The 26,640-nt window shown below is 35.7% G+C and carries 30 protein-coding genes; 12 read left to right on the top strand and 18 right to left on the bottom strand.

Translation table 11 applies throughout. From position 1 onward, the window contains the following. Positions 1-14: 14 nt before the first annotated feature. Positions 15-1,217 carry an aromatic amino acid transport family protein gene (locus tag CIG1485E_RS02655; RefSeq protein WP_051870979.1) on the bottom strand — a complete coding sequence of 401 codons (1,203 nt, stop codon included), beginning with the start codon at positions 1,215-1,217 and terminating at the stop codon, positions 15-17. A gap of 160 nt (positions 1,218-1,377) precedes the next feature. Between CIG1485E_RS02655 and CIG1485E_RS02650 the strand changes: the two genes are divergently transcribed. The 9 genes from CIG1485E_RS02650 to CIG1485E_RS02610 all read left to right on the top strand — a co-directional run bounded on the left by CIG1485E_RS02650 (position 1,378) and on the right by CIG1485E_RS02610 (position 10,554). Next, a complete protein-coding gene (locus CIG1485E_RS02650) occupies positions 1,378-1,932 on the top strand; it encodes a GNAT family N-acetyltransferase (RefSeq protein ID WP_038453422.1) in 555 nt (184 codons plus the stop codon). After that, a complete protein-coding gene (locus CIG1485E_RS02645) occupies positions 1,929-2,135 on the top strand; it encodes a heavy-metal-associated domain-containing protein (RefSeq protein WP_038453420.1) in 207 nt (68 codons plus the stop codon). The genes CIG1485E_RS02650 and CIG1485E_RS02645 overlap by 4 nt, the downstream gene beginning before the upstream one ends. Positions 2,136-2,143: 8 nt before the next feature. Next, a complete protein-coding gene (locus CIG1485E_RS02640; RefSeq protein ID WP_265182800.1) occupies positions 2,144-4,297 on the top strand; it encodes a heavy metal translocating P-type ATPase in 2,154 nt (717 codons plus the stop codon). After that, positions 4,298-5,440 (top strand): DNA polymerase Y family protein, encoded by a 1,143-nt coding sequence (locus CIG1485E_RS02635; protein WP_038453417.1) that lies wholly within the window; start codon positions 4,298-4,300, stop codon positions 5,438-5,440. A 40-nt stretch (positions 5,441-5,480) separates the two neighbouring features. Then, positions 5,481-6,032, top strand: a complete 552-nt coding sequence (locus tag CIG1485E_RS02630; protein WP_038453416.1) for a hypothetical protein — start codon at positions 5,481-5,483, stop codon at positions 6,030-6,032. Next, positions 6,025-6,849 carry a prolipoprotein diacylglyceryl transferase gene (gene lgt, locus CIG1485E_RS02625; protein WP_081867125.1) on the top strand — a complete coding sequence of 275 codons (825 nt, stop codon included), beginning with the start codon at positions 6,025-6,027 and terminating at the stop codon, positions 6,847-6,849. The genes CIG1485E_RS02630 and lgt overlap by 8 nt, the downstream gene beginning before the upstream one ends. A 231-nt stretch (positions 6,850-7,080) precedes the next feature. Then, positions 7,081-7,857 carry a fumarate reductase cytochrome b subunit gene (locus tag CIG1485E_RS02620; protein ID WP_038453413.1) on the top strand — a complete coding sequence of 259 codons (777 nt, stop codon included), beginning with the start codon at positions 7,081-7,083 and terminating at the stop codon, positions 7,855-7,857. After that, on the top strand, positions 7,854-9,842 hold the full coding sequence (locus CIG1485E_RS02615; RefSeq protein ID WP_038453411.1) for a fumarate reductase flavoprotein subunit: 1,989 nt from the start codon (positions 7,854-7,856) through the stop codon (positions 9,840-9,842). Before CIG1485E_RS02620 ends, CIG1485E_RS02615 begins: the two co-directional genes overlap by 4 nt. After that, positions 9,835-10,554 carry a fumarate reductase iron-sulfur subunit gene (locus tag CIG1485E_RS02610; protein WP_038453409.1) on the top strand — a complete coding sequence of 240 codons (720 nt, stop codon included), beginning with the start codon at positions 9,835-9,837 and terminating at the stop codon, positions 10,552-10,554. The genes CIG1485E_RS02615 and CIG1485E_RS02610 overlap by 8 nt, the downstream gene beginning before the upstream one ends. Positions 10,555-10,603: 49 nt before the next feature. Here the strand turns inward: CIG1485E_RS02610 and luxS are convergent, their stop codons facing one another. The 4 genes from luxS to CIG1485E_RS02590 all read right to left on the bottom strand — a co-directional run bounded on the left by luxS (position 10,604) and on the right by CIG1485E_RS02590 (position 12,745). Next, positions 10,604-11,125: an S-ribosylhomocysteine lyase gene (luxS, locus tag CIG1485E_RS02605; RefSeq protein ID WP_038453407.1), complete on the bottom strand. Its 522-nt coding sequence runs from the start codon at positions 11,123-11,125 to the stop codon at positions 10,604-10,606. 89 nt (positions 11,126-11,214) lie between these two features. Then, positions 11,215-11,703 (bottom strand): flavodoxin FldA, encoded by a 489-nt coding sequence (fldA, locus tag CIG1485E_RS02600; protein ID WP_038453405.1) that lies wholly within the window; start codon positions 11,701-11,703, stop codon positions 11,215-11,217. Next, complete coding sequence (locus tag CIG1485E_RS02595) at positions 11,700-12,416, bottom strand: hypothetical protein (RefSeq protein WP_038453402.1); 717 nt, start codon at positions 12,414-12,416, stop codon at positions 11,700-11,702. Before CIG1485E_RS02595 ends, fldA begins: the two co-directional genes overlap by 4 nt. A 2-nt stretch (positions 12,417-12,418) precedes the next feature. After that, positions 12,419-12,745, bottom strand: coding sequence for a DUF2325 domain-containing protein (locus CIG1485E_RS02590; RefSeq protein WP_038453400.1), 327 nt, complete (start codon positions 12,743-12,745; stop codon positions 12,419-12,421). 135 nt (positions 12,746-12,880) lie between these two features. On the opposite strand from CIG1485E_RS02590, the gene CIG1485E_RS09320 reads away from it, so the two are divergent. Next, complete coding sequence (locus tag CIG1485E_RS09320; protein ID WP_081867124.1) at positions 12,881-13,384, top strand: hypothetical protein; 504 nt, start codon at positions 12,881-12,883, stop codon at positions 13,382-13,384. On the opposite strand, the gene CIG1485E_RS02585 is transcribed toward CIG1485E_RS09320, so the two are convergent. From CIG1485E_RS02585 to CIG1485E_RS02525, 13 genes are all read right to left on the bottom strand, one after another. Next, positions 13,278-14,942: a lytic transglycosylase domain-containing protein gene (locus CIG1485E_RS02585; RefSeq protein WP_038453398.1), complete on the bottom strand. Its 1,665-nt coding sequence runs from the start codon at positions 14,940-14,942 to the stop codon at positions 13,278-13,280. The genes CIG1485E_RS09320 and CIG1485E_RS02585 overlap by 107 nt on opposite strands. Continuing rightward, positions 14,926-15,216, bottom strand: a complete 291-nt coding sequence (locus tag CIG1485E_RS02580) for a YggT family protein (RefSeq protein WP_038455521.1) — start codon at positions 15,214-15,216, stop codon at positions 14,926-14,928. The genes CIG1485E_RS02585 and CIG1485E_RS02580 overlap by 17 nt, the downstream gene beginning before the upstream one ends. After that, the gene (gltX, locus tag CIG1485E_RS02575; protein ID WP_038453396.1) at positions 15,216-16,505 is read right to left on the bottom strand and encodes a glutamate--tRNA ligase; all 1,290 of its coding nucleotides are present in this window, start codon (positions 16,503-16,505) and stop codon (positions 15,216-15,218) included. Before gltX ends, CIG1485E_RS02580 begins: the two co-directional genes overlap by 1 nt. 41 nt (positions 16,506-16,546) lie before the next feature. Beyond that, complete coding sequence (gene queC / locus CIG1485E_RS02570) at positions 16,547-17,218, bottom strand: 7-cyano-7-deazaguanine synthase QueC (RefSeq protein WP_038453393.1); 672 nt, start codon at positions 17,216-17,218, stop codon at positions 16,547-16,549. Beyond that, positions 17,215-18,582, bottom strand: a complete 1,368-nt coding sequence (locus CIG1485E_RS02565) for a phosphomannomutase/phosphoglucomutase (protein WP_038453391.1) — start codon at positions 18,580-18,582, stop codon at positions 17,215-17,217. Before CIG1485E_RS02565 ends, queC begins: the two co-directional genes overlap by 4 nt. Before the next feature lie 60 nt (positions 18,583-18,642). Then, complete coding sequence (locus CIG1485E_RS02560; RefSeq protein ID WP_038453389.1) at positions 18,643-19,404, bottom strand: TIGR02757 family protein; 762 nt, start codon at positions 19,402-19,404, stop codon at positions 18,643-18,645. Position 19,405: 1 nt separating this feature from the next. Further along, complete coding sequence (gene flgK / locus CIG1485E_RS02555; RefSeq protein WP_038453388.1) at positions 19,406-21,253, bottom strand: flagellar hook-associated protein FlgK; 1,848 nt, start codon at positions 21,251-21,253, stop codon at positions 19,406-19,408. A 1-nt stretch (position 21,254) separates the two neighbouring features. Continuing rightward, positions 21,255-21,692, bottom strand: coding sequence for a flagellar export chaperone FlgN (gene flgN / locus CIG1485E_RS02550; RefSeq protein ID WP_038453386.1), 438 nt, complete (start codon positions 21,690-21,692; stop codon positions 21,255-21,257). A gap of 36 nt (positions 21,693-21,728) precedes the next feature. After that, entirely contained in the window at positions 21,729-21,935 is a 207-nt protein-coding gene (locus CIG1485E_RS02545; RefSeq protein ID WP_038453383.1) for a flagellar biosynthesis anti-sigma factor FlgM, read from the bottom strand. 50 nt (positions 21,936-21,985) lie between these two features. Further along, positions 21,986-22,288: a rod-binding protein gene (locus CIG1485E_RS02540; protein WP_038453381.1), complete on the bottom strand. Its 303-nt coding sequence runs from the start codon at positions 22,286-22,288 to the stop codon at positions 21,986-21,988. Further along, on the bottom strand, positions 22,288-23,337 hold the full coding sequence (locus CIG1485E_RS02535; RefSeq protein ID WP_038453378.1) for a flagellar basal body P-ring protein FlgI: 1,050 nt from the start codon (positions 23,335-23,337) through the stop codon (positions 22,288-22,290). Before CIG1485E_RS02535 ends, CIG1485E_RS02540 begins: the two co-directional genes overlap by 1 nt. Positions 23,338-23,400: 63 nt before the next feature. Continuing rightward, complete coding sequence (gene rsmD / locus CIG1485E_RS02530) at positions 23,401-23,982, bottom strand: 16S rRNA (guanine(966)-N(2))-methyltransferase RsmD (protein WP_038453376.1); 582 nt, start codon at positions 23,980-23,982, stop codon at positions 23,401-23,403. After that, positions 23,972-24,322, bottom strand: a complete 351-nt coding sequence (locus CIG1485E_RS02525; RefSeq protein WP_038453374.1) for a hypothetical protein — start codon at positions 24,320-24,322, stop codon at positions 23,972-23,974. Before CIG1485E_RS02525 ends, rsmD begins: the two co-directional genes overlap by 11 nt. Before the next feature lie 116 nt (positions 24,323-24,438). Here CIG1485E_RS02525 and CIG1485E_RS02520 point away from each other — a divergent pair, with 116 nt between their 5' ends. Both CIG1485E_RS02520 and fliD read left to right on the top strand, forming a co-directional pair. Next, positions 24,439-24,822, top strand: coding sequence for a FlaG family protein (locus tag CIG1485E_RS02520; RefSeq protein WP_038453372.1), 384 nt, complete (start codon positions 24,439-24,441; stop codon positions 24,820-24,822). A 3-nt stretch (positions 24,823-24,825) separates the two neighbouring features. Next, a complete protein-coding gene (fliD, locus tag CIG1485E_RS09170) occupies positions 24,826-26,634 on the top strand; it encodes a flagellar filament capping protein FliD (protein WP_051870902.1) in 1,809 nt (602 codons plus the stop codon). Positions 26,635-26,640 lie beyond the last annotated feature (6 nt).

Raw genomic sequence — 26,640 nt, 5'->3', positions numbered from 1 at the left:
AATAGATTAAATTTTTAAATCATCTTAAATAAAACAGTCAAAATCGTAACCAAACCAAATACAAAAACAAAGATATCGGCAAATTTACTTTGGTATTTTTGCAATGATTTTACCTTGTAAATTCCAACCATAGGCAGCAAAAACAAAACCGCCGCAATAACTGGCCCTGCAAGAGTGTCAATAATACCCAAAATACTAGGATTAAGATAAGATAAAACAAGCATAACTATATAAAAACTCACTCCAGTCCAGATAGAAATCTTCTTTTTATTTGGCCCTTTTGTGCTAAGTTTGGTGCAAGTTTTATGCACTAGTCCATTTATACCCTCTCTAGCACCAAAATAATGGCCAAAAAAGCTTGTCGCAATAGCCAAAATAGCGATCACTGGACCAGCGTAGTTGATGACTGGCTCATTTAGTTTATTTGCAAAATAGCTGACTATAGGAATATTTTGGCTAGCTGCTTCTTTAAAGTCGCTTTCATTTAGGCACATTACACAAGAAAAGACAAAAAACATCACAAAAAATAGCAATAATCCAGCATTGTAAAATAAAATTTGGTTGCATTTGAAATCTGCGTTTTGCTTGCCATATTTTCTTTGGATACTACTAGAAAATGTCGAAATAGCCGGAGTATGCTCAAAAGCAAATGCCAAAACTGGCAACGCAAACAAAATAGTCCATGCAAACTCGCTTAAGCTAGGCACCACGCTAAAAGCGCTAAAATCCCAGTGCGGTATAAGATACAAAGAAAACACAAGCAAAATCAAACAAAGCGGATACACCAGCCATTCGCAGACCTTTATCACTATATCTTCATGGAAAATCATCACAAACATCATCAAACTAATAATAGAAAAACAGACCCAAAATCTTCCCACATCGATAAATCCAAGCTGATTTTGCATAAAGCTGATTATTGTATTTGTGATCCCCACGCCATACATTATACAAGCTGGAAAAAAGGCAAAAAAGTATAAAAATGTTATGATATATCCCCATTTAAAACCAAAATATTCACTAGAAATTTCAGTTATATCGCTTTGTGAGTTTTTCTGGCTTCCATTACAAAATCTAGCTAAGGCTCTGTGGCTTAAAAATGTCATAGGAAAGGCTAAAATCACCATAACCAAAACCGGCCAAATCCCAGCCACTCCAGCTTTTATAGGCAAAAACAAAATCCCAGCTCCAACAGCAGTTCCAAAAAGCGACATCATCCATCTTAAATCATATTTATTAAATTTATTCAAAGCACAACCTTTTAAAAAATTGCGAAATTCTACCCAAACAAAGCTTTTATCCATATCAAAAACAATTTTTTATATATTAATGATAAATTTAATCAAAAAAATTATAATTACAAAATAAGGAAAACAGATGATAAGCATAGCCACCAAACAAGACGCAAAAAGCGTAATTGAGCTTTTAAATTTAGCTATGGAAGATATTGCCTTTAGCCTAAGTGGAACCTCAAATTTAGAACAATCCAACCAAATTTTACAAGAGTTTTTCGCCCAAAAAGGCAATAGGCTTAGCTATGAAAATATCTTGGTTTATAGACTTGACTCAAAAGTAGTTGGGGCTATTTGCTCGTATGATGGAAGCATTAGTCATAAGCTTGATGAGCCATTTATAAGAAGGCTAATCTTGCTTGGCAAAGAGCCTAAAATCCAGCCAGAATGCAGTGCAAAAGAGCTTTATATCGACTCACTAGCCACAGATCCAAACTACCAAAAACGTGGCATCGCAACCAAACTCATTGAAGCTTGCTTTCAAAAGGCTCTAAATTTAGGCTTAGACAAAGTCTCTTTGATAGTAGACACCAAAAAAGAAAAAACCAAAAAATATTACGAAAGTCTTGGATTTGCTGCCGTCGGCAAAAAATGCATCGCAAACCACGAATATACATATATGATAAAGGATTTAAAATGAAAAAATTTGAAGTAAATAACGTGCATTGTATGAACTGCGCAAACATCATCAAAAACTCGCTAGAAGATGATTTTGGCCATATCAATGTAGATCTTAACGCTGAGCCAAAAATAGTAAGTTTGGAGCTAAATGATAGCCAAGTAGAAGAGTTTAAAAAGGAGCTTGATGAGCTTGGTTTTAGCGTGATAAAAGAGATTAAATAGGAGTTATTTTGATTAACAAAGTCAAATTTAACATCACCGGAATGACCTGTGTGAATTGTGCAAATTCCATAGAAAAATCAGTCAAAAAACTAAATGGAGTTGTGAGTTCAAAAGTAAGCTTCGCTGATTCTAGTGCTGTTTTTGAGCTAGATCAAAATGCCGATTTGTCTCTTATCAAAAACAAGATAAAAAAACTAGGCTTTGGTGTAGCTCAAAACTACGATGAATTGCAAATCTCAAAACAAAAAAATCTAGCAAATTTAAGAAATAAATTTATAATTTCAGCCGTTTTAAGCTCACTTATTATGATTTTTGAGATGAGTGGCGAGGCTAGTTTTGCCAAGTCTTTAGGGCTTTTGGGGCTTGCTAGTATCGTTATATTTTATTGTGGGCTTAGCTTTTACACTCACGCCATTTCGTCCGTAAAAAGCTTAAATTTCGATATGAACGTGCTAATAAGTCTGGGCACATTTATGGCTTATGGATACTCACTAGCTACTTTTTTAGCACCAAATTTAATCCCTGAAAATATGAAATATCTATATTTTAGTGGCTCAGCGATGATTATCACATTCGTGCTTTTGGGTAAATTTTTAGAAGAAAGATCAAAGCTAAAAGCTGGAAATTACATAAAATCACTCATGGATCTAAGCCCCAAAACCGCTCTAGTCCTAAAGCCTGACGGTCAATCGCTATCAGTCCTAGCAAGTGAGCTAAAAATAAATGATATTGTCGTTGTCAAAAATGGCTACAACGTGCCTTGCGACGGGGTTATCGTAAGTGGTGGGGCTGAGATAGACACTTCGGCTCTTAGTGGTGAGAGTTTGCCAGTGTTTAAAAGCGCCGGCGATCTCGTCCACGCTGGCACTCTTAACACAAATGGCTACATAAATATCAAGGTCACAAAAGAGCCAAACGACACGCTTCTAGCGCAAATCTTAGAGCTTTTAGCAAACGCAAGCAGCCAAAAAATGCCTATTTCTAGGCTGGCTGACAAGGTTGCAAATATCTTTGTTCCCTCTGTCATTTTGATAGCCATTATAACCTTTTTGGTTTGGGGATTTTTTGGGGATTTGACTAGAGGTCTGCTAAGTGCTATAAGCGTTCTTATCATCTCTTGCCCTTGCGCTCTTGGATTAGCGACGCCAATTGCCATAATATCAGGTATTAGCTGGAGCGCCAAAAACGCAATTCTCATCAAAAATCCAGAAATAATGGAGATAATCCACCTTGCAAATTGCGCTGTCTTTGACAAAACAGGCACTCTGACAAAGGGCGAAATCTCAGTCGCAAAAACAAATTTAAACACCCAAGATCTCAAACTAATAGTAAATTTAGAAAAACTGAGCGAACATCCAATCTCAAAAGCCATTGTGGATTACGCTCCAAATTTGATAGATAAAGATATTAAATTTGAGTTTGAAAACATACCTGGAATGGGGATTAGCGCGAACTCATCTCAAATTTTAGTAGGAAATGAAGCTCTTCTAAAATTAAAAGGCATAAAAATCCAGATGAGTGACGAGATAAACGAGGCTTTAGAGCGTGGATTTGGTATGATTTATGTAGCTTTGAACTCTAAATTTAGCGGATATATCGCCATAAGCGACACTATAAAAGAAGACGCAAAACAAACAATAGAAGCCTTAAAAGAGCTAGGAATCACTCCAGTTATGCTCACAGGAGACAACCAAAAAACAGCAAATTTGGTGGCTCAAAGTTTAGGCATAGAAAAAGTCATAGCTGGAGTCTTACCAAGCGATAAATATAAAGCCATAAATGAGCTAAAAAGCGAACACAAGAAGGTCATTTTCGTAGGAGATGGCATAAACGACGCCTTAGCTCTAAAAGCAGCAGATATAAGCATCGCTATGAGTTCAGGCAGCGATATAGCTAAAGATATAGGCGATATTGTTCTTATCAAAAACGATTTAAGCTCAGTAGCAAACGCTATAAATTTAGCCTCAAAAACTATGCAGACTATTAAGGAAAATTTGGCTTGGGCTTTTATTTACAACATCATCTGCATTCCTGTCGCAGCTGGAGTTTTGTATCCGGTTTTTGGCTTGGTTCTCACTCCAATGTACGCAGCATTTGCTATGAGTATTAGCTCGCTTAGCGTGGTTTTAAACTCACTCAAACTTAGGCTTTTGAAGTTTTAAATGTTTTTGCATATTGATTTGGACTGCTTTTTTGTCTCAGCAGCTAGAGTTAAAGACCCAAGCTTAAATGGCAAAGTTGTAGCAGTAGCTGGCGGAAATAAAACTGATATATTTGGGGATTTTATAGAAAGTGGTGTGATAGTAAGTGCAAGCTACGAAGCTAGAGCGCAAGGAATAGTCTGCACTACTCATTCAAACTTAGCTAAAAAAATCTGTCCCGAAATCATCATACTTCCAACTGATTTTGAACTATATAGCGAGCTGTCAAACAAGCTTTTTACCCTACTTTTAAACTTCACAAACGAGATAGAAAAATACAGTATAGATGAATATTTTGTGGATTTAGCGGGGACTAAATTTGATTCAAATCCTTTGGAATTTGCTAAATTTTTAAAAGAAAAAATACAAAATGAGCTTGGACTTCCTTGTAGTATAGGACTTAGCAAGACCAAATTTATCGCCAAATTTGCTACAAATTTAGCCAAACCAAACGGCATAAGGCTTATTAGCTCACCTGATGAAATCAGTGAGTTTGAGATTAGCAAGTTTCCAGGCGTGGGAAAAAGTGCTAGCAAATTTCTAAATAGTCGCGGAATCACGCATATAAAAGATGTTTTGAATGCTAAAAGTGTCTTTGATAAACTTGGCAAAAATGGCATTACTTTGTATGAGCGGATTTGTGCTTTAGATAGTGATAAAATCGAGAAGCAAAGGCAAAGAAAATCGCTTGCCATGGCTAGGACATTTGCTCCGATTTATGATAGATCTATCATAGAAAAACGCCTTTTAGTGCTTTGTAGATATGTGAGTTTTGATGTATATACTTTAGGACTAAATCCAAGTAAATTTGAGCTAAAAATCCGCTACAAAGATAGGCAAAGCATAAGCGCAAGCGTGACTTTGCACGAGATTTTCACACAAAAACTGCTTGAAAAAACCATAAAAGAGCTGTTTTTTACCCATGATAAATTTAGTGATTTTGCTATAACCTATCTTAGCGTCGCAGTTGGTGGACTAGACACCAAAGAGAGCAAATCTCTTTTTGATAATCTACCAAACAAAAACAAAACCATCGACAACGCACTGACAAAAATCCGCTTAAAATACGGCGTAGATGCCATCAAAAGCGGTGGCGAGATTTAAGCTATATTTAGTATAATTTCAAAAAATAAAAAGGTAAAAAATGAAAGTAAGTGAAGCTTATTCTATCATAGCATTAGTTTTTTCTAACAACTTCAGAGCTTCTTTAGATCAAGAAAAACTCTCAAAGCTGAGTGCAAACTGGCTTATAAAGACTGAAAATGAGGAAAATAAAAAAGGCTCTTTACTGCTAGAAAAAGCCTTGCAAGATATAAATGCCGAGGCTTTAGCAGATGATTTAAACGCTTTTAAAGGAGCTTGCGACCTTAAATTTTTCAAAAAAATAAATGAGGCTAAAGTCGAAGATTTTTATAAAAGCATAAATTTCAAAAAGCCTTTTGGCGAGCTAAAAGCCTGTCATATTTCAAATATGCTAGCACTTCTTAGCGTCATTTTCAAAAACGATACAAACGACAAATCTCACGCACTTTTGGGGCTTTATTTAAGCGAATACTTAATCCCTAGCATGGTTTTGTTTGCTAAATTTATAAGATACAATGCAAAAACATCATACTATAAAGCTATGGGCGAGTTTATGATAGATTATGCTAAAGTTATCAAATCCTCACTTGGACTAAGGATAGAGATTGAATAATCTAAATAGCTGGAACACAATCTACCAAACAATGGATCCAGTGGCGTTTGAGCTATTTGGATTAAAGGTGCATTGGTATGGTTTGATGTATGTTTTGGCTCTTGTGGTCGCGCTTGTTTTGGCAAAATACTTTGCGAAAAAAGATAAATTTAACATATCAAATTCCTTGCTTGATAACTACTTTTTTTGGGTAGAAATCGGCGTGATACTAGGAGCTAGACTTGGATATATGCTCATTTATGATCCAAATACAAGTTACTATTTGCTTAACCCTTGGCAGATTTTTAATCCATTTGCAAATGGCGAGTTTGTAGGGATTCGTGGTATGAGCTATCATGGAGCTGTGGTTGGATTTGTCATCGCTACTTTGCTATTTTGCAAAAAATATAAGCAAAATTTATGGAGTTTGCTAGATCTTGTGGCTCTTAGCATTCCGCTTGGATATTTTTTTGGTAGGGTTGGAAACTTTTTGAATCAAGAGCTATTTGGCAGAGTCACAACTGAGCCTTGGGGAATCATGGTAGCTGGTCAGCTAAGACACCCAAGTCAGCTATATGAGGCGATTTTAGAAGGTCTTGTTCTCTTTGTAATTTTATATTTTTATAGAAAATTTAAGAAATTTGACGGCGAGCTTATAGCGCTTTACGCGATGCTTTATACTATTGCTAGATTTATTTGTGAGTTTTATAGAGAGCCAGATTTTGGAATAGGATTTGTAGCTTTTGGTATGAGTATGGGGCAAATTTTATCTTTGGCGATGTTTATTTTCGGTCTTGTCTTATATATAAATTTAAGAAAAAAAACGTTTAAATTTTAGATCCAAAATTTGATCCAAAAATTTATTTTAATAAATTACTTTCATAGTTCTTACTTATAATTCTTTATCAAACTTTAAATGGTTATGAGTAAGAAAGCACTATCTAAATTTAATATAAAATAGCGATATATACGTAATCTTTATTATTAAAATTAAATACAGTTTTAATCAAACTTCAAGTTTTATTGCTATATAATTTTGTTCGATATTTTTTTAAGAAAAGGGGAGCTTATGAGTAAGCAAATCGAAGGTTTCCTTGGCAAAGACGTTAATGGCAAAAAAAGCCGTATACCTGCCAAACTCGACCTTATCCAAAGTGGAACGGGATTATTCCTTGGGCTTTTTATGTGGGCGCACATGCTTTTTGTGTCAACCATATTATTAGGCGAAGGCGTATTTAACTGGGTTGTTCACGTTTTAGAGCTCAGATTTATTTCTGATTCTCCATTTATGAGCTACATTACAAGCGCTATTGCTGCTGCTGTACTTGTTGTATTTTTTATACATGCTGCACTTGGTATGAGAAAAATGCCTATCAACTTTAGACAATGGCAAGTTTATCGTGCTCATACAGAGCGTATGAAACACGAAGATACAACTCTTTGGTGGGTTCAAGCCTGTACTGGTTTTATAATGTTCTTTTTAGCATCTGCTCACTTGATCATTATCATCACTCAATCAGACAAAATCACAGCTGACCTTAGTGCACAAAGAATGTTTAGTCATTTTATGTGGTTGTTTTATCTAGTGCTACTTTTTGCTGTTGAACTTCACGGAGGTATAGGCTTATACAGACTATGCGTTAAATGGGGCTGGTTTGAAGGAAACAATGCAAAAGAATCTCGTAAAAAACTTAAAAAACTTAAATGGGTTTTAAGTGCATTCTTTATAGTTCTTGGCCTATTAAGCATGGCTGCTTTCTTAAAAATAGGATACCATAACTATACAACTGATACTTGGAAAACTTCTGAAGTTATCCAAATTCACAGCAATGGAGTAAAAGCATGAATGTAAAATATTATGACGCATTAGTAATAGGCGGAGGCCTTGCTGGTCTTAGAGCTGCTGTTGCAGCTGGCGAAAAAGGTCTTAGCACTGTAGTTTTAAGCCTTTGTCCAGTTAAAAGAAGTCACTCTGCTGCCGCACAAGGTGGTATGCAAGCAAGTCTTGGTAACTCAAAAATGAGCGAAGGTGACAATGAAGACGTTCACTTTGCAGATACTGTAAAAGGTAGCGACTGGGGCTGCGATCAAGACGTAGCTAGAATGTTCGCTCAAACTGCACCTAAAGCTATACGCGAACTAGCAGCATGGGGCGTTCCTTGGACTCGTATAACAAAAGGCAAAAGAAGCGCTATCATAAACGCACAAAAAACAACAATTGAAGAAAAAGAAGAAGTCGATGGACTAATCCATAGCCGTGACTTTGGTGGTACAAAAAAATGGAGAACTTGCTTCACAGCTGATGCTACTGGTCACACAATGCTTTTTGGTGTTGCAAATGAAGCATTAAAACACAATGTTGAAGTTCATGACAGAAAAGAAGCTATCGCTCTTATCCATGAAAACAATAGATGTTATGGTGCTATAGTTCGTGATCTTGTCACTGGCGAGCTTACTGCTTATGTTGCAAAAGGAACACTTATAGCAACTGGTGGTTATGGTAGAATTTACAAACACACTACAAACGCAGTTATCTGTGAAGGTGTTGGTGCTGCTATAGCTCTTGAGACTGGTATTGCAAAACTTGGAAATATGGAAGCAGTTCAATTCCACCCAACTCCGATCGTTCCATCTGGTATTCTTCTAACTGAAGGATGTAGAGGTGATGGCGGATTACTTCGTGATGTTGATGGATACCGCTTTATGCCTGATTATGAACCAGAGAAAAAAGAGCTAGCTAGCCGTGACGTTGTAAGTCGTCGTATCATGGAGCACATAAGAAATGGTAAAGGCGTAAAAAGCCCTTATGGCGAACACGTTTGGCTTGATATTAGCATACTAGGACGCGAACACATAGAAAAAAACCTACGTGACGTTCAAGAGATCTGCCAAATTTTCAACGGTATAGATCCAGCTGATGAGGGTCCAAAAGGTTGGGCGCCAATTTTACCTATGCAACACTATTCAATGGGTGGAATTCGTGTAAAACCAACTGGTGAGAGCCAAACACTAAAAGGTCTATTTAGTTGTGGTGAAGCAGCTTGCTGGGATATGCACGGATTTAACAGACTTGGCGGAAACAGCGTTGCTGAAACTGTAGTTAGTGGTATGATCGTTGGAGATTATTTTGCTGATTATTGTACAAATAATGAAGTAGATATCCAAACTCAAACTTTAGAGAAATTTATAAATAAAACTCAAGATTATTTACAAGAGCTTCTAAATAAAGATGGAAAATACAATGTATTTGAGATCAAAAACAAGATGAAAGATATAATGTGGGAACACGTTGCTATCTTCAGAACTGGCGATGGTCTAGCAAAAGCTGTTAAAGAGCTTGAAGAGCTTTATAAAGAGAGTACAAACGTAAAACTAAGCAACAAAGAGCTATTTGGTAACCCAGAGCTTGAAGAGGCTTATCGTGTACCTATGATGCTTAAACTTGCACTTTGTGTTGCTTATGGTGCACTTCTTAGAACTGAGAGCCGTGGTGCTCACTATAGAGAAGATTATCCAAAACGTGATGACCTTAACTGGTGCAAAAGAACTCTTACAAGCTGGAAAGATGGCGATACTATGCCAACAGTTGAGTATGAAGATCTTGATATCATGAGAATGGAAATGCCACCGGCATTTAGAGGATATGGCGCAAAAGGTAATATCATAGAAAATCCACTATCAGCAAAACGCCAAGAAGAAGTTGACGCTCTAAGAGCAAAACTAGAAGCTGAAGGTAAAAACAGACACGAAATTCAAGATGCGCTTATGCATTATGAACTTCAAGCAAAATACAAAGCATTAAATGAAAGAGCAGGAATCGGCTATGAGTAGGAAGATTAAAATTAGAGCATTTAAGTACAATCCACTAAGCAAAGTAAGCAAACCTCACTTTGCGGAGTATGAGCTAGAAGAGACAGATGGAATGACGCTTTTCATCGCGCTAAATCAAATTAGAGAAAAATTTGACCCAGGTCTAAGCTTTGACTTTGTATGTCGTGCAGGAATCTGCGGAAGCTGTGGTATGGTAGTAAATGGTCGCCCACAACTTGCTTGTAGAACCCTTACAAAAGACTATCCAAGTGGAGTTATCGAGCTTATGCCATTGCCTGCATTTAAGTTACTAAAAGACCTTAGTGTTGATACTGGTAACTGGATGAATGACATGAGCAAAAGAGTAGAGAGCTGGATACATACTAGCAAAGATACTGACATCAGCAAACTTGAAGAAAAAGTTGATCCAGAAGCAGCTCAAGAGACTTTCGAGCTTGATCGTTGTATTGAGTGTGGTATCTGTGTAGCAAGCTGCGGAACTGCGCTTATGAGACCTGACTTTATCGGTGCAGTTGGTCTAAACAGAGTTGCTAGATTCAAAGTTGATCCACTAGATGAAAGAAGCGATGAAGACTTCTATGAGCTTGTTGGTGATGATAATGGCATATTTGGTTGTATGAGTTTACTAGGTTGTGAAGACAACTGTCCTAAACACTTACCACTACAAAGTAAAATCGCTTATATGCGTCGCAAACTTGCAACTGTAAAATAATTAATTTAAGGTCGGAGCTTTTCCGACCTTTTCATTTCGTATCTATCTGCTAATTATTAGCACAAAAATCACAAATCTTACTCATATCTAGTTTTATCGCTTCATTATCTATATAGCCAACTTTGTGCGATAATATATTTTTTGCTATCTCGTGAGCTTCATCAAGAGAGTGCAGCTTATAACTTCCGCATTGGAATTTATTTAGCTCTGGAATTTGATCTTGAGATTTGACATTTAAGATATCCCTCATTGACGCTTCCCAGGCTTTAGAAACATCTTGCCAACTAGGCTCTCCTATCACGCTCATATAAAATCCAGTCCTGCAGCCCATAGGTGATATATCGATGATTTCTACATCTTTTGAGTTTAAATGATCTCTCATAAATCCAGCAAAAAGATGCTCTAGTGTGTGGATTCCTCGCTCGGGCAAGATATCTATATTTGGCTTACAAAAACGCAAATCAAAAACACTTATAGTGTCGCCTTTTGGCGTAGTCATTGTTTTTGCTAACCTAACTCCTGGTGCATTCATAATCGTATGATCGACTTTAAAGCTATCAAGTAGTGGCATAATTTTCCTTTATAATATTGATATGATTAATGTGATTTTAGCAAGAAATTTGAAATAAAAAGTTTAAGCCGCTAAATGGCGGCTTAGAATTATGCGAAGTTTGGTCTTATCATCTCTACCCAAGTTTTTATCCGATCTTCAGTTTTATCGCTATCATTATCAGCGTCAAGCGCAAGACCAACAAATTTGCCGTCTTTAACCGCTTTACTTTCATCAAACTCATAGCCGTCGCTTGAAATCGCACCGACGATATTTGCACCCTTTTGCGATAGTTTTTCGTATATAATACCCATAGCATCACAGTATGTGTCACTATAGCTTGAGCTATCTCCCATACCAAACAACGCTACAGTTTTTCCCTGGACATTTAACCCGTCCCAATCAAAAGCGTCCCAATCATCTTGCAAATCGCCACTTCCCCAAGTAGAAGTTCCTATGATAAGATTATCATATTTATTCAGTTCAGCCGCAGTGACATCTGCGATATTTAAGACTTCATCAATGCCTAAATTTGCAGCTATCAAATTTGCTGCTTCTTCAGTATTTCCCATACTAGTACCAAAAACTATACCTGTCATATTTTTCCTTTATTATAGATTATATTGCAAATTTTATACGGAACAAGCTTCAAACTAGCTTCTGTCCCAAAATAATTTTTAATCTCTATAAATTTAGTAAATTTCTCATGTCGTGGAAATACAACATAAAGATCCAAATAACTAAATTTTTTATATTTTTGCATGGCAAAATTTAATTTGCTTAGCAAATTGTTTTTATAATTACTATCAAATTTCTTAAAAATAGGTATAACTCCTAAAAGCTGGATTCCACCAGAACTTAAAATTATAACCCCATCTTTTACATAAACATCTTTATTGAGATGTCGTCTTTTTATCTTGTCAAAGACATATTCTTCAAACATCATTTGAAAGTCAAAATAACCGCTTTTATAAAAAGTTCTTATAAATTTAGCCAAAGCCATAGTTGGCTCATTTGCAAATTTAGGCAGCTCTTTTCCTTGTAAAAACGCGTGGATTATAGCATTAGAAACCAAACAAAAATTAACGCATTTTAGATTTTTTAACGGCTTTACTTTTAGCAAATCAAAGGTCGCATTTGTAAAAATTTCACCCATATTGCTAGAATATTTTATGTATTTGCGTGAAATTTTTAGACTGTCCTCTACGCAAGCATTATGTAAAGACAAAAATATATCTATTTTCTTTTTAGTATTTAAATTTGAATAAATATCATCAAATATATCTACTTCTTCATTACAAACAAAGCTCACGATTATTTATCACAATCAAGTCTATCGCATCCAAATTCTTTATTTAAGCCAAAAACCTTGCAGTATTCGCAAAATACGCAGCTCACGCTTCTTTTAGCGCAAACTATTGGTATATTTCTCTTCTTGGCTTCGCCTTTTATCTTTTTCATTGTGTTGTGATTCAAAAAACTAGTTAGCATGACGACACACTCGGTGCCATTTGGGATTGGTTTTCTATTTACCCTATTTTCATTTCTAGCATCCCAATGTTCGATATTGCTTGCACCTAAATTTTTTAAAACCGCCTTGATCGGAGTGATCTCATCTGCGCCTATTACTAATACTGACATGGGTTTTTCCTTGATACTTTTTTGATAATTGTTATTATAATATATGCTTGCTAAATTTTTTCTTATTTTGATTATACTTATCAAAAAAATAAATTTAAAAATATGGTATAATTTGGTAAAAATTTAAGGACGCTGATGAAAAAATATCTACTACTTACTGCTATTGCCTTGCTTGCTTTTGGATGTTTGCAAAAAAAAGTTTACGTGCATGACCCGCTTAAAAATGAGCTTCTAGCCTACACACAAAAATTTGAAGATACAAATGATAAATTTTTAGTAGTTGGGACATATTTAAATCCGATTCATCAAGATATAATAACTCAAAATAATGAAGAAAATTTTATACTATCAATCTATCCAAAAGATACCAAAATAGACTTTACTTCTTTTAAGATAAACGATGATAATAATGGGACTAAAATATCAGTTTTAAGCGATGACGATCCACTTTTGAAGCTTACAACATTTAAAATGCCGTGGGGAATGTATCTAAAAATCAGTGCGCCGCAAAAACAAAGCGACACACTAAAGCTTAGTTTTGAGCGTTTAGACGAAACTTCTCACCATCTCCAGGTATCATTAAGCTTTCAAAAAATTGCGAAATCTTTGTACTGGAATTCAAAGTCGCCAAATAAATAATATAATTTGAAAGGACTTTTTTAGCATAGTTCCTACTCTCAGCGTATGGAACTAGCTCCATTGACAAGAATGGCTCATACTTTTTGTATTTGCTATTTTGACTAAACAAATCACCTTTTTGTAACATTCTTTTTGTAAATCCAATACCACCATTATAAGCATAAGCTATAAAAACTGGATTTGTTAGATATTTTTCTAAATAATCTAAGTGGTGGTTTGCAAATTTATATGCAATCTCAGGTTTAAACATATCATCTTGATCGAAATTTTGTATCTTCAGCTCTTTTTTGCCTATATGATTTGCCAAAAATGGCATAAACTGCATCATTCCAAGCGCGTAAGAGCTAGAAATGGCACTTGGCACAAATCTGCTTTCTTGCCTTGCAAGAGCCAATATGAGAGCTTGTCTTTTGACATCATCACTTCCTATATGCTCCATAAATGGCATAGGGTAAAAATGCAACTTGTAGTTATGAGCTCTTTCCATCATATAACTATACTCGCCAACTGTATTTTGAGTAAAGAACTTAACACCAAATTTCAAAAGCTCCTCTTTACTCATATTTTGCACCTTTTCCCTTGTCTTTTGCCATACAAAGGGATCGGTATAATCATAGTTTAGAAGAGTTTCTATGTGCGGTCTTGGGACTACTATTTTTATTTTCCCACCACCACTAAATTCCTTAGCATACAAACTATATATATTTATATCTGAGCTTTTTGAGATCTCTTTTAGGATTTTTTTGTCTTTTGTGATGAGATAAACCCAGAAATTAGCATTGTCTTTTTTGCTTATAAAAGTCGCCGTGCTGGCTGATTGCCTAAAAAATCTAAGTGCGTCATCATCAGAGTTTAAAAGCAAGGCATTTAACCCAAACAAAAATGCCATATCGCCTTCGACGGATTTTTCATCAACTTTCACAAGATATTTTCTAAATTCATCATATTTTTGATTTATAACAATATCGTTTATGAGCGTTTTAAACTGCCAGTTTGGAGCAAGTTTTGCCAAAAATCCATTGCTAATATTATTATCTGTCAAAAACTTTTCTTTATCGCTACTAAGATTATAATATTTCAAATAACTTATAGTATCGTTTGTATCTATATAGTATTTTACTGGATTACTCTGATCAAAACCTATGATGAAATTTGACAAATCAGGTGAGCTTTGATAAATATCTCTAGCTAATTTATCTCTATCTTCCTTGCTCATAGTTTCTAAAAATTTGATAGATATAACAGCCTTTTGGCAAGTTGAGTTCGCATCGACTACATTTGCTAGCGAAACCCCACTGCAATCTAATTTTGGCTCTTTTATAGCTCCAGCTATCTCTTCTATCTTCTTTTTTAAAGAACCAGAATATCTATATATAGTGCTCCTTAATTCCTTAGCTTCACTTTTTTTAGGCTTAGTTTCGTTAAGATACCTATAGATATAATAGTCTTTTGCTAGACCTTTTGGACTATGTTTAAGCTCTTCAAAACTCAAAACATTTGCGCCTAAAAAAGTCGCAAAAGAGATAGCCAAAAGGCAAAATCTAACCAGCGATTCCAACTAAAATACCAACCAAAAACATATCTAAAAATTGCAAAGCCAAAAGCACGATGATAGGAGCGATATCAATGCCACCAAAAACAGTAGGAATGCGTGTTTTACGTACTAACTCATAAGCTGGATTTGTGATGCGATAAAGCAGCTGAACTATCTTGTTATACGGATCTGGATTGACCCAGCTCACAAGAGCTGCAGCGATGATGATCCAAGTATAAGCTGTGATAATTATATGAAGCAAACTTGCAACTGCAAGCAAAAATGTATTTAAAACCATCATTTTGAAACAATCTCCTTAATCTCGTCTTTTATCAGCGGATAAAGCTCTTTTAGCTCAGGGCCATGCTCAGCTCCAGTAAGTAGCAACCTAAGCGGCATAAATAGAGCCTTGCCTTTTAAGCTTGTAGCGTTTATAATGGTATTTTTAAACTCATCAAAACTATCAGGAATATCTAAATTTAGCACCACATTTTTAATTAAATTTGCATTGTCGCTCCACTCCCCAAGGACTGTTTTTGAGCTGTAAATTTGATCTATTTTAGCTTTTATTTCAGGGATTAGACTGCTTTCTTGAGTGTAAAATCTAGCTAAATTTGGTCTGTCAAACCCAAGCTCTTTTAGCCTTTCATCGCTTGCTAGTTTGATGTGTTCGCGGTTGATTTGAGCTAGTTTATCTTCGTCAAATTTCGCTGGAGATTTTGAGATATTTTTGATATCAAACCACTCAACTGCGTCATTTAAGCTAAAAATCTCACAAGGCGTTTTGTTACCAAGCAAGATAAGGTAGTTCGCGATGGCTTCAGGCATATAACCCTTTTGCAAAAGCCATTTTACAGATGAGCTATTTTCTCTTTTGCTCATTTTTTTACCTTCAATATTTAGGATAATTGGCAAGTGAGCGTAGTCGATTTTGCCAGTATACCCAAGTGCTTGGCGGATTAGATTTTGTTTTGGGGTGTTGCTGACATGGTCTTCGCCACGTATGACAAATGTCACGCCCTCAAGCATATCATCAATCGCGCAAGCAAAGTTATAAGTAGGAGTTTTATCAGCTCTTAAAAGCACGAAACTATCAATATTTTGTGGTTCAAATTTGACCTCGCCTTTTATGGCATCAACAAAGCTTTGAGGCTCATTTTTGATTTTTAGTCTGACTGCTGCAGGGCGTGGATTATTTAGCACTTCATCGTCGCTCAAATGCTCACAAGTACCGTCATAGCGGTAAGCCTCACCTCTAGCTTTTGTGGCTTCTTTTTTAGCCTCAAGCGTTGCTTCATCACAAAAGCATAAAAACGCCTTTTTATCATGCAAAAGTTTTGCGGCAAATTCTTGATGAAATTTGAGATTTTTGCTTTGATAATAAAGAGTATCCCATTTGATACCAAATTTAGTCAAAATTTCAAATATTTCTTTGTCTTTTCCGTCAATGTTGCGGGCATTATCAGTATCTTCGATACGCAAGATAAATCCGCTTTTGTCTTGAAGTGAGCAGATGTAATTAAATAGTGCTGCCCTTAGATTTCCAATGTGCATATCGCCTGTTGGAGATGGTGCGAAACGATACATTTTTATTCCTTAAATTTTTTGCCGATTATATCACAATATGCTTAAATATCTTGTTTATAAGCTATTTTATCGCTAATTCTTGCTTGCTTAAATCCGTTTAATCTAAGCCTGCAACTATCACAAACCCCGCACGCTAAATCGCTATTTTCATAACAACTCCAAGTAAGGTTCAAAGGCACGTTTAAACGCACAGATTCTTTTACGATATCAGCTTTGCTAAGATGCACAAGTGGAGTTATGAGCTTGATTGACTCATCGCTTGTGCCTAAATTTATAGCTTTATTCATCACAGTTATAAACTCTTCACTACAGTCTGGATAGCCACTGCTGTCTTCTTCAACGACGCCTATAAAAACTGCTTCGCACTGCTCTTTTTGCGCTAAAGCTCCTGCGATGCTTAGAAATATTCCGTTACGAAATGGAACATAAGTGATAGGAAGTTCATCGCTAAGACCAGTTTTAGGCACTTCAAGGCTAGTATCAGTTAGAGCGTTTCCGCCGATATCTGCTATAAAACTCACATCTAAAATCAGCTTTTTAGCCACGTTTAGCTCATCGCAAATTTGGTTAAAACATTCACGTTCTTTTTGCATTGTTCTTTGATTATAATCAAAATGAAGTGCGATTATCTCATATCCAAGCTCACGGGCTTTGTAAGCACAAAGCGTGCTATCCATTCCACCACTGATGACACAAACTGCTTTTTTACTCATAGACTTTGCCTTATTTTTTCTACCAAATTTACGATTTTTTCTTGCAATAAATCTCTAATTTCAGGTGTTTTTGCTTCAAATCTAGTAACCAAAACTGGAGTTGTGTTTGAACCCCTAACTAAAGCCCAACCACCGTCAAATTTAATCCTAACGCCGTCTATATCGATGATATCTTGTATAGCTGGAAGCTCATTTTTTGGACTGTTTAGCTCGTTTTTTAGCTTTTCAATGATTTTAAATTTACTCTCTTCGCTCGCTTCTATCTTGATCTCATCAGTAGAATAAAGTACAGGAAGTTTGTCTAGTTCAGCGTCAAGATCAAAGCCTTTTTGGATCAGCTCAAGCACACGAATCATCGCATAAACAGCGTCATCAAACCCAAAAAATCTCTCTTTGAAAAATATATGCCCGCTCACCTCAGCAGCCATATCGATATTTAGCTCTTTCATGGCTTTTTTGATGTTGCTATGACCAGTTTTTCCCATGAAGCTTTTGCCGATTTTATCTATCTCATCATACATATTTTGGCTGCATTTCACCTCGCCAAGAACACGTGGATTTTGCATATTTTTGGCGTATAGATAAGCCAAATCATCGCCTTTTATGCTGCGTTTTTTAGTAAGGACTGCTATCCTATCAGCGTCCCCGTCAAAGCCAAATCCTATGGCAAAATCGCCTTGCAAAGCATTTTTTAGATCGGCTAGGTTTTTCTCTTCGCTTGGGTCTGGGTGGTGGTGTGGAAACTCTCCATTAGGATCTGGATAAAGCACGGTTGCGTTTAAGCTTAGAGCTTTGATAATTGGCTCAAGAATGATGCCAGCCACACCATTTGCGCAGTCGCAGATGAACTTGGTTTTTAGCCCTTTTAAATGAGCAAACTCGCTCTCATAAAACGCCACATATTTGCTAAGCACGTCAAATTTGGTCGCTCTAAAATCATCGGCGATATTTTGTTTGCTAGCAATAAACTCATTTACGCTTTTGCATAAATTTTGAATATCAGCGCCAAAAAAGCTATCCTTGCCGATAGTTATCTTAAATCCGTTATAATCTTTTGGATTGTGACTGCCTGTAATCATGATATTTGCATCAAAAATATCAGTAAAAACACTAAAATATCCAACAGGAGTTGGTAGCATTCCTATATCAAAAACATCTAAATTTGCAGCATTTATCCCACTTACAAGGTAGTTAAAAAGTGGTTTTGCACTCAGCCTTGCATCGTATCCTACACTTAGCTTCTTAACGCCTCTTTTTGACATCTCCCTAGCTAAACAATAGCCAATTGCCTTAACGCTAATCTCATTTAGATCTTTTTCGTAAATCCCACGTATATCATACTCTCTAAAAATAGTATCAAACATTTTGCACCTGATTTTATAAATTTTTAGTGCAAATGTTATCCTAAATTTGGTTAAATTTGGTTAAATCAGACTTGCTAGCTCTTTGCTCTGCCCTATTCTATAAAGTGCAAAATCATATTTTATAGGATCATTTGGGTCAAATTCTTTTAAATTTGCAGTGATCTGCCAAGCGGCTTTAAAATCATAACTTTTTCGCTCGCAAAGCCCAAGAGCAAGGCTGACTTTATGAGTGTGTGTATCAAGCGGCAAAATCAGTTCACTTCTTGGTAATTTGCTAAACAGTCCAAGATCAATATCACTATGCCTTACCATCCACCTAAGCCACATATTATAGCGTTTGTATGGACTTTTTGGCTCAGCTTCAAAAGTCCGCCCAAAGAAAAACTCAAAGCCATCACTTTTGTATAAATTTAGCTTGTAAATTTGAGCTATTAGTGAGTTTATAGCATCGATCATTTGACCATTTTGGTTAAATCCATTAACCAAAATTTGCTCCACGTCAAGCTCCTTTAAACGTTTAATTGTGATAAAAATCTCACTTACATCTTTTGGATTTTGGAAGCGGTAAAGCTTGTTTTGGCTTATCAAATTTGACCTTATTTCTTCATCGCTCTCATTTAAAAGCCCAAAATCAAGTGAGTTTAAAAACTTCAAAATAAGCTTAGCATTGCCATAAGCAAAAAGTGCACAAACTAAAGCGATAAGTGGATCGTTTTGCTTTTTGGCTACTTGAAGTGGATCTGGCTGATCGAATAGATTTTGGTCTGTGTTTGCCTTAAGAAGCTTCTCATCTAAAAGCTTCTTTAAATCATCTTTTTTCATACTATTGTTTTAACCCTAAAAGCGTTTCAAGGAGCTTTTCGACTGTGGTTACTATCTTTGCGGCTGCACCATAACTTGATTGAAATCTAATCAAATTTGAAAGCTCTTCATCCATATTTACGCCACTTGTTGATTGAAACTCAGAATATACACTTTTATATAAAGCCGTATTTGTGTTGTTTAGTGTATTGACAGCTTCAGTTTGCGATGCAATGTCTGTTGTGACGTATCTGTAATATCCTGATAGGGTTTCACTTTTGTAGCTCTGACCGTTAGATGAGTAAAACTTTAGCTCTAAATTTTGTAAATTTACCATAGCATTTGCCATGCTATTATCGCCTTCAACTGATGTTTTGCCACCTTTTATTTTAGATGCGTCTTTTGCCAAAGAGCTTTCTATTTTTATATTTGAAGCACTATCTCCTTCAAAAAATTTACTCACACCAAAGACGCCAGCAAAGTTAGTGCCATTGTCTTCTATGGCTATTTTGTAATCCCCAGTTGGATAGGTCGGAGCAAAGCTGAAGCTGCCAGTATTTGTCTTTTCATCATAGTGATAAACGGCAGTAAAGTAGTCATTTACATCATCATTTAGGTTGTTGTTGCCATTATCATCGGTGTTTGCGTTGAAATCTCCTATTATAGAGTTGCCTTGTTTTGTGTCATTGAGCGTGGTTGATGAGTTGATGTTTATACTTTTTTTAGCTACGACATTTCCACTAGCATCATAAACAAGCACATTAAAACTGCCACTTTGGATAGAGCTATCAAAGTTTTGGAGAGTTGTGTTGCCTTTCATATCTACAAGCGCGCTTGAGTTCATTTGCTCTTGAGGTGAGCTTGCGTATATGTTATTTGTCTCTACGATAAGAGTTTTTGCAAAGCTATTTAGGTTGTTTTGAAACTGAGTTATAAGCCCGTCTTGCACGACGCCATCATCGTTTGCATATCTTCCTCTAAGATCTAGCATAGCTCCTAGTTTTCCACCTGAGATTTTTGCAGACATATCAGCTCTTGTACCATCATTTAGCTCATAGTATGGAGTAGAAAGCCCATCTGTCTCTTTCAAAACTATCGGGTGAAATGTAACGCCATCGACTAAGGTTATACCATCTATATTTAGATTGTAGTTTTTGCCTTGATCTGTTAGGGTTGCACTTCCTCTAGAATCGCTATAAAGCTCGTTTTTGAATGTAGAAATATTGACAAGCTTAGACATAGTAAGCTCTAGCTGATCTCTTTGATCTCTTAAATCATTCGCCATTTGCGGCTCGATTGATTCTATTCTTTGAATTTGAGCATTAATCTGAGATATCTCTTTTCCTAAACGGTTTATCTCATCGACTGTAAGTTTGATTTGATTATCTACGCTTGAACGGATAGTTTCTAACTGATTTGAAGTATCATTTATACGCCCTGTAAGCACGTTTGTCATCGCAAGTAAATTTGTCTTTTGAGTGCTTTCGTATGGATGAGAGGCAAAATCATTCCAAGCATCAAAGTAGTTTTTCATATCAACCAAAAGTCCAGCATCATCAAGATCAGGAAATTTTTGAGCTATTTCTTGCAAAACTTGGCTTTTATATGATGTATTTTCAAGGTTGCTTAATGAGGCTTTTAACCTATCAAAAGAAAACTCATCGTGAATCCTTACTACACTTTCTACTTTTACACCAAGCCCAACAGAACCATAAGCGCTACTTGGAGTAGTGACTGCTGTTTGGACGACTTTTTGTCTGTTGTAGTAGTCGCTATTGACATTTGTTATATTGTGACCTGTTATTTGAATTTGAAGTTGAGCTGCGTTTAGACCAGAAACTCCAGTGTATAATGAATCAAAAACTCCCATGTCAAACCCTTACTTTAAATAATTGCTCAGCGTTGATAGCGTTTTGCTCGTAAGAATTCGTGCTAGTACTATCAGCGTTAAACATCTTTTTTATCAAAGAGTCGTAAAATTCTTTCACCACGATGACGGATTTTGCATACTCTCTGTTTGTTTTTTGAAGCTCTAAAAGCGTATCTCTAAGCTTTGAGAGCTTATCTTTTACTTCGTCTGATAAGATACTAGCAAGATCTGTTCCATTACTTTTGGCTGCTAATTTAACTAGCTCATTGTCTAAGCTGTGCTTTTTTTCTTCAAATTTTTGTATGATTTGAGTTTTGAGTTTGGTATGTTCGTCTAGTTGGCTGTGATTTGCTTCTTGTATATTTTGAATGTCTGTTTTTGTGATTGATATGAGTTCATTAAGTAGAGATATTGACTCATCTAGGTATTTGTTTATCATTTCTTACTCCTTAAATTTCAAAGGAGTAAGAAAGATTTACATAAGTTCGTCTGCTATTTTACTTGCTAGACCTTGAAGATCGATCTTATATGTTCCTTCATTGATCTGTTTTTTTATAGCATCGACTCTGCTTTCACTACTACTTTGAGTTTGCATTGTAGATTCGCTTTTTTTTGTTTCGTTTTTGAGTACACTTTGGCTACTAGTAGCAAAGAGCGTACTTTGGTTTATAGAACTTATCATATTTGATCCTTTTAACACTTGTTAGCTAAATCGGTCAAATATATTTTTTATTAAGCTCTTTCTTTTAAAAAATTAAATAACATTTCGCTAAAGCCCATTCCGCCGCTTAGCGCTTTACTCATCGTATCATTATACATTGATGAGTAAATTTTATCCCCTGCATCTTTTGGAAAAAGACTTTTCTCATCTTTTTCATCACTATTCATAGAAATATCCAAAACCTCTTTTACCAAAAATGCCTCAAAAGCATCAGTTTGCTCTTTTAAAAGCTTATCATCTTTAGAGAGTTTATCGATATTTGCAGTATTTAACGAGTTATAAGCATTTAGCGCCATTGTGTTGTCGATTTGCATTATATGATCTCCACTGGAGCATGGATTGAGCCAGCTCTTTTTAGATTTTCAATTATAGCTATGATATCTTTTGGCGTTGCTCCAAGCTTGTTTAAGGCTCTTGTGATGTTTGCAACTGTTGTTCTTGATTCAGATATTTTTAGAGTATTTGTCGCTGGATCAATGGAAGTATTTGAGCCAGTATCTACCTCGTTGCCATTTTGAGCAGTGGCTGCGTCGTATGAGCTTGGCTCGATTTTTATGGTTATGTTTTTGTGAGAAATGACGACTGGATCGACAGTTATGTTTATGCCACTTACCACAGTTCCTGTTCTTTCATCTATGATGACTTTTTCGTCTGCTTTGTAGTTCATATCTACTTCTAAGACTTTAGCCAAAAACTCAACCATGCTTAAATTTGCTGGTCTGCTTATCCTAACAGTTCTTGGATCTATGGCAACTGCTGATTTGGAGCCAAATTTAGCCATTATGGCTTTTTGCATATCAACTGCGGTTTGGAAACTTGAGTTTTTTAGGCTTAAATTTGCAACTTCGCTTGCGTATATATCAAACACAACTTCTTTTTCGACCACAGCTCCTGAGAGCATAGTGCCTACAGTTGGGTGATTTCCACCTTTGCTTGTGCCGCCGCCAAGTGTCAAAGGTCCTTGACCAAGAGCGTATATATCGCCATCGACGCCTTTTAAAGCAGTCATTAGAAGAGTTCCACCTTGCAGACTTTTTGCATCGCCTATTGAGCTTATCACGATGTCTAGCTTGTCACCTTGTCTGGCAAACGGAGGAAGTTTTGCAGTTACCATAACTGCTGCTGTGTTTTTTGATTTTATATCGTTTGGACTGATTTTGACATTTACAGTTTGAAGCATATTTGAGAGTGATTGAATGGTAAATTCGCTACTTGAGCCATCTCCAGTGCCATTTAAGCCCACGACCAAACCGTAGCCGATGAGTTGGTTTTCTCTTACGCCAATGATATTTGCTATATCTTTTATCTGAGTAGCGTGCAGTGAACTAAACAATAAAATAATCGATAAAATCTTAAATTTCACTTCAAATCCTTATTATTTTTAGGATCTAAAGCAAAAATTATTCCAAATTTAGCTTAAATTTGATTATTGTTCTAATTGATAGTAGCTTAAAGTTGTCTTTCCAAAAGTTCGGCTTTTAAATTTAGTGTAGCCAAATTTAGCCTCAGGTGCTGCGTAACTTGAAATATGCTCCATAACCACAAGATAAATATCACTAGATTTGCTATTTCTAAGCATATCCCAAACCCTATCATAAATATCATTAAATCCATCTCTTATATCAAATGGCGGATCTATATAAAGTATGATGTCGCTATTTTCTTTTATGATTTTTGGGGTTGCTTTGAAGGTGTCTGCGTTTATGGATTTTATATCATCGCAGTTTAGGCTTGAGACATTTTTTTTGGTTAGATTATAGGCATTTTTGTCTATTTCTATGGCGTAAGTTTTGCTTGCACCATTGCTTAAAGCCTCCATTGCCATTAGTGCTGAGCCACCAAAAACCTCTATAAAAGTTTTACCATAAATTTCATTTTGAATAGTGTTAAAAAATGAGTTTTTGACTATATTTTTCGTGCTTCTTGTGGTTTCTAAGCTAGGTAAAAAGACTTTTTTGCCTTTAAATTTACCGCTAGAAATGGTTGTAAATAGTGTGTTATTTTTCATATTCGCTTTTTATTAAATTTATTAAATCTATTTTAAATTTATCTACCAAATTTGAGATTTTTTCTTCAAAATTATAGTTTTGATGATTTTGCGTAATTTTAGTGCCATCTATTTGGATAGCTGAATAAAACTCTTCTAAAGTGGATATTAAATTTTCTTTTGTAAATGGAATTTTGAGATATGGCGAGTTTTCATCTATCAAAAAAACAGGCTTATCACAAAGCATTTTTTTATCTGCAATCACGAAATCGCAATCTTTTTTCGGCACATAAAACTTCTCCAAAAATATCCTCAAACTCTCTTGCAACAAAATACAATCACACTCTATAGCTATCTTCATCAAAATCTCCTAAAAGTGGCATTTTAACATAATACAAGCAATATTTCAACAAATAGTATAAAATTTTACACCTCATAACCGATATTAAAGATAGACTTATTTTCAAAGGATGGAAAATGGAAATTTTTAAAGCAGCTTCGCAACAGATCGATAACTCGGTTGCTCTAAATATGCAAAAAGAGACCAGCAAAGCAGTTAGAGGGGTAGAGGGAACAAAAATTCAAAACAACGTCGTCAAGGATGAATCAAATCAAAATGCTATGAGTAATGAAGAGATAGTTAAAAAACTAAACGACATTACAAGCAAGCTTAACCAAAATATGGAGCAACTTCAAACAAATATAAGATTTGGTTTTAACGATAAAATAAGCTCTATGTACGTCAATGTCATGGAAGCAGATAGTGGAAAAGTCATCAGAAAGATACCTTCTGAAGCAGTTATGAATTTAACTGAGCATTTAAGAGAAGTAGTTGGTGTGCTTTTTGATAAAAAGGAGTAAAAAATGGCAGTAGGTAGCGTAACAGCACTTGGCGTATTTGGCAAAACAAATGGTGGATCAAGTAGTGTTTTAACACAAGATTTGATAGATAGTCTAAAAGAAGTAGATGAAAAAGCTTCAGTAACACCAATAACAAATAAAATAACTACAAATCAAACTAAACAAACAGATTTAACAGCTCTTACAACACTTCTTAGTGCTTTTAAAACAAATGTTTCATCTCTAACTGATAGCTCAAGCTATATGACAAAAAAGGTTAGCAGTACAGGAAGTAATAATGCAAGCATATCAGTAGATAACGGCGTAAATGTAGGAGATATAAGTATAAAAGTAAATCAACTAGCCGCAAAAGACTCATACCAAAGCAAAACATTTTCTATGAGTAATGCTCCAGTCCTTTCAGGGACGACTAGCGCGTCTTTTAAACTCTCAATAGATGGCAAAGACTATCAAATAGAAGCAGATAATTCAACCTCTCTAGATGATATAGCAGCGCAAATAAACGACCAAACAGACGGCAAAATAAACGCAAAAGTCTTAAATGTAGGTGGAGAAAATCCATATAGACTAGTATTTAGCTCAAGCGAGACAGGCAGTGCAAATAAAATAAACTTCAGCTATACAGCAGACGAAAGTGGCAGCACAGAAGCTTCAAAAAATCTACTCAATGCTTTGGGATTTTATTTTGAAGATTCAAGCGATGCAAATGCTACACTTACTCTAAAAACAGAAGATAAACTAACAGAAGCAGAAAAAGCAAGCGCTGGATCACAACTCCAAAAAGCAGCGGACGCAAATTTTATCTATAATGGCATAGAAATCACTAGAAACACAAACAAAGTTACTGATTTGCAATTAGGCGTAACAATAAATTTATCAAAAGTTGATAAAGAAGATGAATATACCAACTTCAACATCACTCAAGATACTACAGCAATCACAAAAAGCATTCAAGAGATGGTAAATTCATACAATACCTTGATAAATAATCTTGAAGTCGCCACTTCGTACAACTCAGAAACTGGAGCGACTGGAACTTTTCAAGGCGTTAGCGAAATCATCAATATCAAAACCAGCATAAACAAAATCATCAATGGAGTCGATAGCAACGGCAAATCATTGCAAGATTTTGGGCTTAGTTTAAGCCAAGACGGGCTTTTGACACTTGATAGCGTGACACTAAAAGACAAATTAGAAAATGATTTTGACAATTTCCAAGGATTTTTTAGTACAGCTACAAGCTATACAAATGTCAGCACTAGCTCAACTGGTATCAAAGACGACGCCACTAGCCCAATAACTGGAACGCTAAAAATCAATGATAAAGAAATCGAGATAAACTTAACTGGAACAACAAAGCAAGAACGCACCAAAGAGCTTCTAAAAGCCATCACAAATGCTGGAATTACCGATATTAGTGCTAGCTTGAATACAGATGGCAATTTGACGTTAAAAGGCTTAGGTGGATCAAATTTAAAAGTAGAAGGCAGTGATGAGTTGCTTTCAAATTTAGGCTTTACAAAAGTAGATTTAAAAGGCGAAACAAACACATCTACAGGATTTTTTGAAAAGCTAAAAGATACGCTAAATAATCTTGTAGGAAAAGATGGATCTCTGACCAACTATGAAGCCAGTCTAGTTAGCCAAAACGAAAAGCTAACAAGCGAGAAAGAAAAAACACAAAAAACCATAGATAGCAAATATGAGCGTATGCAAACACAATTTGCCCAATATGAGGTTATTTTGAACAAACTAAACACTCAGCTATCGACCATAACAACAATGATCGAACAAGCAAGTAATAGCAACTAGGATAGA

Origin of the sequence: Campylobacter iguaniorum (genome assembly GCF_000736415.1) — a bacterium.
GTDB classification, from domain to species: Bacteria; Campylobacterota; Campylobacteria; order Campylobacterales; family Campylobacteraceae; genus Campylobacter; species Campylobacter iguaniorum.
The sequence above is the reverse complement of the archived record's forward strand: the minus strand, read 5'-3'. Positions and strand labels throughout refer to the sequence as shown.

Coding starts and splice junctions, on each gene's coding strand:
- CIG1485E_RS09320 (WP_081867124.1), top strand. CDS start 12,881: ATGAAAAAATATCTACTACTTACTGCTATTGCCTTGCTTGCTTTTGGA.
- CIG1485E_RS02560 (WP_038453389.1), bottom strand. CDS start 19,404: ATGAAAAAAGATGATTTAAAGAAGCTTTTAGATGAGAAGCTTCTTAAG.
- CIG1485E_RS02655 (WP_051870979.1), bottom strand. CDS start 1,217: ATGATGTCGCTTTTTGGAACTGCTGTTGGAGCTGGGATTTTGTTTTTG.
- CIG1485E_RS02635 (WP_038453417.1), top strand. CDS start 4,298: ATGTTTTTGCATATTGATTTGGACTGCTTTTTTGTCTCAGCAGCTAGA.
- gltX (WP_038453396.1), bottom strand. CDS start 16,505: ATGTATCGTTTCGCACCATCTCCAACAGGCGATATGCACATTGGAAAT.
- CIG1485E_RS02540 (WP_038453381.1), bottom strand. CDS start 22,288: ATGCAAATCGACAACACAATGGCGCTAAATGCTTATAACTCGTTAAAT.
- CIG1485E_RS02565 (WP_038453391.1), bottom strand. CDS start 18,582: ATGTTTGATACTATTTTTAGAGAGTATGATATACGTGGGATTTACGAA.
- fldA (WP_038453405.1), bottom strand. CDS start 11,703: ATGACAGGTATAGTTTTTGGTACTAGTATGGGAAATACTGAAGAAGCA.
- CIG1485E_RS02590 (WP_038453400.1), bottom strand. CDS start 12,745: ATGTCAGTATTAGTAATAGGCGCAGATGAGATCACTCCGATCAAGGCG.
- CIG1485E_RS02580 (WP_038455521.1), bottom strand. CDS start 15,216: ATGGTTTTAAATACATTTTTGCTTGCAGTTGCAAGTTTGCTTCATATA.
- CIG1485E_RS02520 (WP_038453372.1), top strand. CDS start 24,439: ATGGAAATTTTTAAAGCAGCTTCGCAACAGATCGATAACTCGGTTGCT.
- CIG1485E_RS02645 (WP_038453420.1), top strand. CDS start 1,929: ATGAAAAAATTTGAAGTAAATAACGTGCATTGTATGAACTGCGCAAAC.
- fliD (WP_051870902.1), top strand. CDS start 24,826: ATGGCAGTAGGTAGCGTAACAGCACTTGGCGTATTTGGCAAAACAAAT.
- CIG1485E_RS02650 (WP_038453422.1), top strand. CDS start 1,378: ATGATAAGCATAGCCACCAAACAAGACGCAAAAAGCGTAATTGAGCTT.
- flgN (WP_038453386.1), bottom strand. CDS start 21,692: ATGATAAACAAATACCTAGATGAGTCAATATCTCTACTTAATGAACTC.
- luxS (WP_038453407.1), bottom strand. CDS start 11,125: ATGCCACTACTTGATAGCTTTAAAGTCGATCATACGATTATGAATGCA.
- CIG1485E_RS02620 (WP_038453413.1), top strand. CDS start 7,081: ATGAGTAAGCAAATCGAAGGTTTCCTTGGCAAAGACGTTAATGGCAAA.
- CIG1485E_RS02610 (WP_038453409.1), top strand. CDS start 9,835: ATGAGTAGGAAGATTAAAATTAGAGCATTTAAGTACAATCCACTAAGC.
- CIG1485E_RS02545 (WP_038453383.1), bottom strand. CDS start 21,935: ATGATAAGTTCTATAAACCAAAGTACGCTCTTTGCTACTAGTAGCCAA.
- CIG1485E_RS02615 (WP_038453411.1), top strand. CDS start 7,854: ATGAATGTAAAATATTATGACGCATTAGTAATAGGCGGAGGCCTTGCT.
- flgK (WP_038453388.1), bottom strand. CDS start 21,253: ATGGGAGTTTTTGATTCATTATACACTGGAGTTTCTGGTCTAAACGCA.
- CIG1485E_RS02525 (WP_038453374.1), bottom strand. CDS start 24,322: ATGAAGATAGCTATAGAGTGTGATTGTATTTTGTTGCAAGAGAGTTTG.
- queC (WP_038453393.1), bottom strand. CDS start 17,218: ATGAGTAAAAAAGCAGTTTGTGTCATCAGTGGTGGAATGGATAGCACG.
- rsmD (WP_038453376.1), bottom strand. CDS start 23,982: ATGAAAAATAACACACTATTTACAACCATTTCTAGCGGTAAATTTAAA.
- CIG1485E_RS02630 (WP_038453416.1), top strand. CDS start 5,481: ATGAAAGTAAGTGAAGCTTATTCTATCATAGCATTAGTTTTTTCTAAC.